The sequence below is a fragment of the Arthrobacter sp. B0316-1-20 genome, assembly GCF_059091865.1.
Genome location: NZ_JBNHHC010000096.1, coordinates 1 through 7,593 on the forward strand (window position 1 = coordinate 1; position 7,593 = coordinate 7,593).

The 7,593-nt window shown below is 68.1% G+C and carries 9 protein-coding genes; 2 read left to right on the forward strand and 7 right to left on the reverse strand.

Annotated features, from left to right (window positions below):
* From AC5RW2_RS39110 to AC5RW2_RS39120, 3 genes are all read right to left on the reverse strand, one after another.
* A partial coding sequence (locus tag AC5RW2_RS39110) for a response regulator (RefSeq protein WP_494075195.1) occupies positions 1-228 on the reverse strand: 228 nt, incomplete at its 3' end.
* Between the two features lie 132 nt (positions 229-360).
* The gene (locus AC5RW2_RS39115; RefSeq protein WP_494032358.1) at positions 361-1,836 is read right to left on the reverse strand and encodes a sensor histidine kinase; all 1,476 of its coding nucleotides are present in this window, start codon (positions 1,834-1,836) and stop codon (positions 361-363) included.
* Complete coding sequence (locus AC5RW2_RS39120; protein WP_494032359.1) at positions 1,802-2,107, reverse strand: hypothetical protein; 306 nt, start codon at positions 2,105-2,107, stop codon at positions 1,802-1,804. Before AC5RW2_RS39120 ends, AC5RW2_RS39115 begins: the two co-directional genes overlap by 35 nt.
* Before the next feature lie 200 nt (positions 2,108-2,307).
* Between AC5RW2_RS39120 and AC5RW2_RS39125 the strand changes: the two genes are divergently transcribed.
* Complete coding sequence (locus AC5RW2_RS39125; RefSeq protein WP_494032360.1) at positions 2,308-3,537, forward strand: carboxylate-amine ligase; 1,230 nt, start codon at positions 2,308-2,310, stop codon at positions 3,535-3,537.
* 9 nt (positions 3,538-3,546) lie between these two features.
* Here the strand turns inward: AC5RW2_RS39125 and AC5RW2_RS39130 are convergent, their stop codons facing one another.
* Positions 3,547-4,068 carry a hypothetical protein gene (locus AC5RW2_RS39130; protein WP_494032361.1) on the reverse strand — a complete coding sequence of 174 codons (522 nt, stop codon included), beginning with the start codon at positions 4,066-4,068 and terminating at the stop codon, positions 3,547-3,549.
* A gap of 81 nt (positions 4,069-4,149) precedes the next feature.
* Positions 4,150-4,392, reverse strand: a complete 243-nt coding sequence (locus AC5RW2_RS39135; protein ID WP_494075193.1) for a hypothetical protein — start codon at positions 4,390-4,392, stop codon at positions 4,150-4,152.
* A 147-nt stretch (positions 4,393-4,539) separates the two neighbouring features.
* Between AC5RW2_RS39135 and AC5RW2_RS39140 the strand changes: the two genes are divergently transcribed.
* Positions 4,540-4,983 (forward strand): hypothetical protein, encoded by a 444-nt coding sequence (locus AC5RW2_RS39140; protein ID WP_494037100.1) that lies wholly within the window; start codon positions 4,540-4,542, stop codon positions 4,981-4,983.
* Here AC5RW2_RS39140 and AC5RW2_RS39145 read toward each other — a convergent pair whose 3' ends face one another.
* Positions 4,984-5,934, reverse strand: a complete 951-nt coding sequence (locus AC5RW2_RS39145; RefSeq protein WP_494075194.1) for a fatty acid desaturase family protein — start codon at positions 5,932-5,934, stop codon at positions 4,984-4,986. It lies immediately after the preceding gene.
* Positions 5,935-6,275: 341 nt separating this feature from the next.
* Positions 6,276-6,698, reverse strand: coding sequence for a pyridoxamine 5'-phosphate oxidase family protein (locus AC5RW2_RS39150; RefSeq protein WP_494037319.1), 423 nt, complete (start codon positions 6,696-6,698; stop codon positions 6,276-6,278).
* Positions 6,699-7,593: the final 895 nt, after the last annotated feature.

A 7,593-nucleotide genomic window follows, 5' to 3' on the forward strand; every position in this document is an offset into this window, starting at 1 on the left:
CAGCACCGGTGTCCAAACCTCGGCCTCCCGCAGCCGGCGGACCACCTCATAGCCGTTGAGGCCGGGGAGCATGATGTCCAGAATGACGACGTCGTAGCTGTTCTCCAGCGCAAGCCACAGCCCCGTGGTGCCGTCGTGGGCCGCTTCCGCCACGAAGCCCTCCTGGGCCAGGCCGCGGCAGAGCGATTCCGCGAACAGTTTCTCATCCTCCACCAGCAGCACGCGCATCCGGGGCACCTCCCGCACCTGCGTTTTCTCCAGCCAGCTTAGACCCTGGCGCCCCGCCTGGCTCCGCTGCTTCTCCTACTGGCTCAGCGCCAGACGCTCGAAAGCCGCGTCTAACGGACGTGTGGTGCGGACTCAGCGAGGGGGTGAATCGGGAGGATCCGGAGCCGCGGGAAGGTCGACGGTAAAGCGGGTCCAGCCTTCGGGCGAACTCCCGGCGCGGACGGTGCCGCCGTGGGCCTTGGCGATTTCCGCCACGATGGCCAGGCCCAGTCCGCTGCCGCCGGTGTCCCGGGAGCGGGCCTCGTCCAGGCGCACGAACCGTTCAAAGATCCGGGTGCGGTCGGCGGCCGGGATCGTGTCCCCGTCGTTGTCGATGACCAGGCGGGCGCGGGCGCCGTCCAGCTCCGCGCTCACCCGGATCCGCGATGCTGCGTGCCGCCGCGCGTTGTCCAGCAGGTTCCGGACCAGCTGCGCCAGCCGTCCGGCGTCACCGCGCAGCCGCACCGGCTCCAGCCGCACCTCGATCATCGGAGAGGGCGCCGGAGAGGCCGCCAGGCGGCGGAGTTCACCGTGGACGACGTCGTCCAGATCCACGTCCTCGAACCTCACGAACGCCGCCTGGTCGTCCACCCGGGCCAGCAGCAGCAGGTTCTCCACCAGATGGGACATGCGCTCCAGCTCCGCCAGGACGAGGCCGCGGGACTGCGGCCAGCCGCCAGGATCCCGGGCCGCGACCTCCAGCGAGGTCTTCGCCGCGGCCAGCGGGGTGCGCAGCTCATGGCTGGCGTCGGAAACGAAGCGGCGCAGGCGCACGTCGGCGGCCTGCAGCCGGGCCAGCATCGCGTTCATGGTCTCCGCCAGCTGCGCGATTTCGTCCTGCGTGGGCGGTACGTCCACCCGCCGGTCCAGCTCGGCCGGGCCGATCGAGGCCACCCGGGCCCGGATGGCCTCGACGGCGGTCAGCGACCGGCCGACCAGGAACCACACCATCAGGACCACCAGCGCCACCAGCAGCGGCGCGGCCACCAGCAGGTACAGGCCCACGGTCCGGACCGTGGCTGCCTGGAGCTCGGCGGAGGCGGCCACCAGGACCGTGTACTCGACCTCGTCCTCCTCCACCCCCTCGCCCGCCACCATGTACCGGCCGTCCAGGGCGCCGTTCAGGTCCACGATCCGGCGCGCAGTGTCCTCTTCGCCCAGCAGCAGGTCCGTGATGGCCTCATCCGCGACGTCTTCATCGGACGCAGCCAGGACGTCGCCGTCCGGTCCAAGGATCTGGACCACCTGCTCCCGGCTCTCCATCCGCTCGACCAGCTCGCCGGCGTCGTCCAGTCCATCCGCATCCAGGGCGGTGGCGATGACCGCCGCCCGGGTCTCCACCGTGTCCCCGAGGGCGTCCAGCAGCCGCTGCTGGAGGAGGAACAGCAGCAGGGCGCCGCCGGCCAGCAGTGCCAGTGCGACGACGACAGCCGCCGCCAGCGCTGCCTGCCGGCGGATCCCCAGCCGGTTGGGCATCCTGACCGGGATCCGGTTCAGCGGGGTCCGGCGCAGCGGGATCCGACGGCCCCGCCCGTCAGTGCTGGGCGCCGCCGTGCATCGGGTCGTCACTGCTGTCCTGGGCGGCATCCGGAGCCCCCGCATCCGGCAGGTCCAGGTTTTCGCGGGCCTGGCCCATGCTGGGCTCGCTGCGCGGAACACTGTAGCCCTCCGGCTTCACACCGCGGGCCTGCTCCTCGATCAGCGCCTGCTCTTCACTCAGGCGCAGGACGTTGGCCTCATCCGCGGCATCCCCGGGCACACCCTCGTCACGGACATCCTGGGTATGCGGAGTGACGAACTTGTCCGCCTCCGTATTCCGGCCACTGGTCTGCTCGCTCATCGAACTGTCCTTTCCGCAGGGGTCATTGACATACCGCCGGCACGCTCGCACGCGCCAGCCGTAACCATAAGCCTACTGTTGATCAACTTCGGCCACGAGTCCGGCGGTGCGGGCTGCTGTAGCCAGCGGAGCGGGCTGCTGTTACCTTGGTTTTGGGTCCTGAAGAGGCGGCCCAATTCAACGACGAGTTAGGTCTGCCGATGACCATCACTCCATCCCGCATCCGCCCTCCGGTTCCCGGTCCGGATCAGCACAGTCCGGTTCAGACAGGCCCGGCTGAACGGTTCGCGGCCCGTTCCGTTAAATCCCCGGTCCGCACCTTCGGTGTGGAAGAGGAAGTGCTGCTGGTCGACGCTTCCGGAACCCGGCTGGTGGCCGCGGCCGAGGACGTCGTCCGAGCGGCGCAGGAAGCAGCAGCCCACAGCGCCGGACCCGCCCAGGACCAGGGCGGCCACAAGCTCACCCTGGAAGTGAAGCAGGAGCAGATCGAGATCGTGGGCCCGCCGCAGTCCCGGCTGGACGAACTGGCCGCCTCCATCCGTGCGGGCCGGGCCATGGCAGATGCGGCCGCGTCGCAGGTGGGTGCACGGACGGTCGCCCTGGCCACTTCCCCGCTGGGCCCGGAGCCCCATCTGGTCGCGACCCCGCGGTTCCGCCGGATGCAGGACAAGTTCGGGCTGACCCTCACGGAGCAGCTGACCTGCGGCTTCCACGTCCACGTCGGGATCGAGTCGGATGAGGAGGGCGTCGCGGTCCTGGACCGGATCCGCGCCTGGCTGCCACTGGTGATTGCGCTGAGCGCCAATTCCCCGTTCTGGCACGGCACCGATTCCGGGTACAGCAGCTACCGGTACCAGGCGTGGCGGCGCTGGCCGACGGCCGGCCCGATGGACCTTTTCGGTTCGCCGGCCGAGTATCACCGGCAGGTGGAGGACCTGCTGGGCTCCGGCGTGCCCATGGACAACGGCATGATCTACTTCGACGCCCGGCTCTCCAAGCGCTTCCCCACGGTGGAGATCCGCGTGGCCGATGTCTGCCTGGACCCGTTGCACGCAGCGGGAGTGGCCGGCGTCGTCCGTGCCCTGGTGGAAACCGCCTCGCGGCAGTGGCGCTCCGGCCGTGCCCCGCACCCGGCCACCGCTACCCAACTGCAGCTCTGGTCCTGGCAGGCGAGCCGATCGGGCGTCGAGGGCGAGCTGGTCGATCCGGTGACCGGCCGCCCCTGCCCGGCCGGCGACGCCGTCGCCCGGCTGCTGGACCTGATCCGCCCGGTGCTCGCGGAGTGGCAGGAGGAGACGATGGTGGACACCGTCGTCGGAAGCATCCTCCGCGACGGCTCCGGTGCCGTCCGGCAGCGGAAGGCGTACGGGCGGCGCGGGGACTTCGCCGATGTCATCCGCGACGCGATGGAACCGGACCTGAGTCAGTAGCCGCCTCGGTCAGTAGCCGGGCATGATGGGCGCGGGCGGCCGCGTTTCCCCGCCGCCCGGCGCATACTGCCGGTACTGATCCAGCGTTCCGTCCACCACGGGCACCAGCAGTTCGGCGCTCTCCCCTCCGGCGGAGACCGTCACCGGCACATTGGTCCCGGGCGGCTCGGCCACGGACTCCAGCACGGTTTCTTCGGTGTCGAGCGTGATGTCGCCGTTGGACGGGATGGTCAGCGGCAGGTCCTCGTCGTTGTCGGCGATGGTGATCTGCGCTTCCGTGCCCGACGTGTTGGACAGCGTTCCCAGCAGCCGCCCGGGCTCGGACTGAGCGGTGGACACGATGAGCAGGCTGCGGACCTCCACCTGCCCGACATCCCCGTCCACGCCCACTGCTACGGCCTCAAGGTCCTCGCCCTCCTGCCGGGAGGGATCCTGCTGGTTGTCACCGCAGCCGGCGGTGAACCCAAGCGTCAATACAACAACGACGGCGGTACCCGCCCGCCGTGCGGCGGTCCTGGGTTGGGATTTCATCAGTACTGCTCCTCATCGAATCGGCGAGGTATACGGCTGAGCTTGCCCACACAGTCGTGGGCCCTGCAGAGCCAGCGGGAGCTACTTGGCCGCCAGATCATCCGCGACGCGGTTCAGGTCCGCGGCCCATTCGGTGGACCGGCCGGGCACCAGCGTGCCGGCTTCGAAATTCCGGAGGGCCGCAGCGATGCTGGCAAGGGCCTGGGAAATATTCGCCCGCACTCCGGCGTACCCTTCCTCCGACCGTGGATCGGCGGAGGCGGTCAGCAGTTCCGCCGCTCCGGCCTTGATTATCAGGGACGCTTCGTACTCATTCATGCTCATTGCTCATTCCCGGAATGGACGGGACTCCAACGGCCTGGAAGAGTCAGGAGGTTCCCGGCTGCTTCCAGTGTATGACCGGCCGTGCCGTAGCGGGGCCGGCGCATAGGGCGCAGGTTACTCCGAGAGCCGGTGGTGGGAAAATGGCATATGAACACAAATTTGTCGCCGTCGGCCGCGGACACCTCCCCGGAATCCACTCTGCGGCTGACATCCGTAGTTGCCATCCCGAGCGAACTGTACCTAGGGAAGGCGCCGGCCCGCTATGCGGTGTCGGCCGCGTTCTCCCGGCGGCCCAACACGGCCGAGGCCAAGCTGATTCAGGGACCGGCGGCCCATGAGCGGTTGGCGGAGCAGGGCTACGAACACGTCCGCCTCGGCATTGACGAGCGGCGGCTGGAGATCGCCAACACCAATCTGGAAGAGCTGAATTCAGGTTTGGCCAAGGTGATCGGCTCCCTGGTCCGGGAGATCAGCGAGCAGGCACGCCGTGAACAGGAACAACGGGACGAAGCGGCCCTGCTCAAGAGCCGCGCGGAGGCGGGCCGCCGCAAGGAAGTCGAGGAACTGGCGCGGCAGATCTCCTTCGACTGACTACCCGCGGTACTGCTGCACGAGCGGGCACCTGAACGGGTCGCCGGATCTGAGGCCTACCTGGTTGAGGTACCGCATGATGGTCCCGTAGGACTCCCACAGGGAGGTTTCCGTGTACGGGACGCCGTGTTCGCGGCAGTACGCGCGGACGGTATGCCGGACCCTGCGCAGGTTCGGCCTGGGCATGTCCGGAAAGAGGTGGTGCTCGATCTGGCGGTTCAGGCCGCCCATGGCAAAGTCCAGCAGCCGGCCGCCGCGGATGTTCCGCGACATCACCACCTGGCGGCGGAAGAAGTCGATGGTGGCATTGGCCGGCACCCAGGGCATCCCCTTATGGTTCGGAGCGAACGCGGCACCGAGCAGGAACCCGAAGACGCTGAGCTGAACGGCCAGGAACGCCGCCGCCTTCCCCGGCGGCAGCACCGCGGCCAGCAGGGCAAGGTAGCCGCCGAAATGCACGGCCAGGAACAGCGCCTCGACCCACCGGTGCCTCACCCCGGCAGCGGCCACCACGGTCCGGATGCTCGCCGCATGCAGCTGGGGGCCTTCCAGCAGCAGCAGCGGAAAGAGCAGATACCCCTGGCGTTTCGCCGCAGCCGCGGCGAACCCCTTCCGTCCCCGGGCGGCCCCGGGGGTAAAGGCCATCACCGTCGAGACAATGTCCGGGTCCCTGCCCACCTGGTTCGGCGCCTGGTGGTGGCGGTTGTGCTTGGTGCTCCACCAGCCGTAGCTCAGCCCGGTCAGGAGCCCGGAAATCACCCGGGCCGCCCACTCGTTCCAGCGGTGCGACCGGAAGATCTGCCGGTGCGCCGCCTCATGGCCCAGGAACCCGAACTGGGCCAGCACCGCGCCCAGCAGCCCCGCCAGAACCAGCTGGTACCACGAGTCACCCAGCCGGACAATGCCGACCCCGATCGCGGCGGTGGCCAGGACCATCCCGATGATCATCATCCAGTAGAACCCGTAGCACCGCCTGAGCAGACCATCCCGCTGAACCTGCCGCAGCAGCTGGGCGTACACGTTTACATGGCCGGCACATTTTCCCGAAGCGGCTGACTGATGTGAGTCCGAAGGTTCACTGTGAGCACTCATCACCGACCCGTCATTCCTGCCCGGGCAACCGGGGCACCTGCGCCGAACTGCTCCTCACTGCTGGGGTCATCTCAGGATAGCCCCGGGGAATAACACCGGGGAATAACACCTGAACGGGTTTGTTTTCCGGCTGGCATCGAAATCCGTGCCCGCGGTCCGGCCCGGCGTCAGGGCAGGGTGCCTCTGCCGTGGGTGCGGTGTCAGCTCTGCGGTTCCGGTCCGCGGGCGAAGCGCCGGCCGGTGATTTTCTGCGGGGTGATTTCCACGTAGATGTTTTCGGGCGTCGGAATCCAGGAGTGCAGGGGAAGCCGGGAAGCGGCCTCGATTTCGGCCCCGGTCCGCAGTGATCGGGCGGTGCCGTGCACGATGACGCTCCAGGCGAAGTCCTCGGTGTAGCCGTCGGTTTCCAGGGCCACCCGGCGATTGATGGTCAGGTTTACGAGTTTGCTGCCCTGGGCGGTGCGGAACAGCACCACTCCGTCGTGGGCGAGGTAGTTGATGGGAAAGATTTCGGGGTAGTCCCCGACACTGACCGCCAGCCGGCCCAGATCGGAGCCGGCCAGCAGGTCCCAGGACTCAGCGGCATCGAGTTCGAGTACGGGATGATCCTGATCGGGCATCATGGTTTTTGTTCTCCCTGCCTGGGCTTAAGACGGATAAGGCGGTCCTGCTGATCACGGCTGGGCCCACAGAGCGGTCCCCGGACCGGATTTGAGCTCCTCCAGGTTCGTATGGGCGATTTCGAGCCGGCGGTCGGACACCGTCAGGCCGTAGCCGGTTCCGCAGCCAGAAAACCCGCGACCACCGACAGCAGCCGAAACGTGAATCCGCACGCGTGTCCATAAGCCGGACGCCCTGCTGGGCATTCGTTCCCGTACCCACAATTTTCCCACACCGGGGAATTCGCCAACGGCTTAGCCCGGGCCATCTCAGGAGGATCCACAGCTGAAGACAGGCACGAAACCTCACTGAGCCAACCGCCCGCGGATGTCGACGTATGCGCTGTTATCAGCGTCTGAAGGAGTTGGTGCAGAGAATCCGGCAGCCGACCCTGGGGTCCTTGGCCCAGGAGGAGCGCGGTCCCCGGTCGATGGTAGCCAGCCGCCGGGTCAGCTCCCTGTGGCCGGGTCCAGCGGCCTGGTCATCACCCGTAGCCTTCTGCACTGGGGCGACATTCCAAGGCGGACGCTATTCGAAGTCTGTACCTCGCCTATGCGTCCGGTCCCTCCACCGACCATGACGTGCAGCCGCGCCTCAGGCAATGGATTGGTTCCCTCCCGCGGACTGACCGTGCTGTCCCGGCGCAACCGCGAAATGGGCATGAGGAGGTCACCGGTGCCCGCATGGTCCCCGCCCTGCACGGAGACAAGGCCATCTGTGCCGAAGAGACTGGCTGGCAGCATCTCCTCGCCCTTTACGCATCCTTGCGGGCAGAATGGGCTCGGAACGGTTTCAACCTGTCGGGAAGGACGCATCAGGTGGGCGCATGGATCGTGCGGGCCGGCAAGCGGGGCGAGA

Coding starts and splice junctions, on each gene's coding strand:
- AC5RW2_RS39120 (WP_494032359.1), bottom strand. CDS start 2,107: ATGAGCGAGCAGACCAGTGGCCGGAATACGGAGGCGGACAAGTTCGTC.
- AC5RW2_RS39125 (WP_494032360.1), top strand. CDS start 2,308: ATGACCATCACTCCATCCCGCATCCGCCCTCCGGTTCCCGGTCCGGAT.
- AC5RW2_RS39130 (WP_494032361.1), bottom strand. CDS start 4,068: ATGAAATCCCAACCCAGGACCGCCGCACGGCGGGCGGGTACCGCCGTC.
- AC5RW2_RS39135 (WP_494075193.1), bottom strand. CDS start 4,392: ATGAGCATGAATGAGTACGAAGCGTCCCTGATAATCAAGGCCGGAGCG.
- AC5RW2_RS39140 (WP_494037100.1), top strand. CDS start 4,540: ATGAACACAAATTTGTCGCCGTCGGCCGCGGACACCTCCCCGGAATCC.
- AC5RW2_RS39145 (WP_494075194.1), bottom strand. CDS start 5,934: ATGATGATCATCGGGATGGTCCTGGCCACCGCCGCGATCGGGGTCGGC.
- AC5RW2_RS39150 (WP_494037319.1), bottom strand. CDS start 6,698: ATGATGCCCGATCAGGATCATCCCGTACTCGAACTCGATGCCGCTGAG.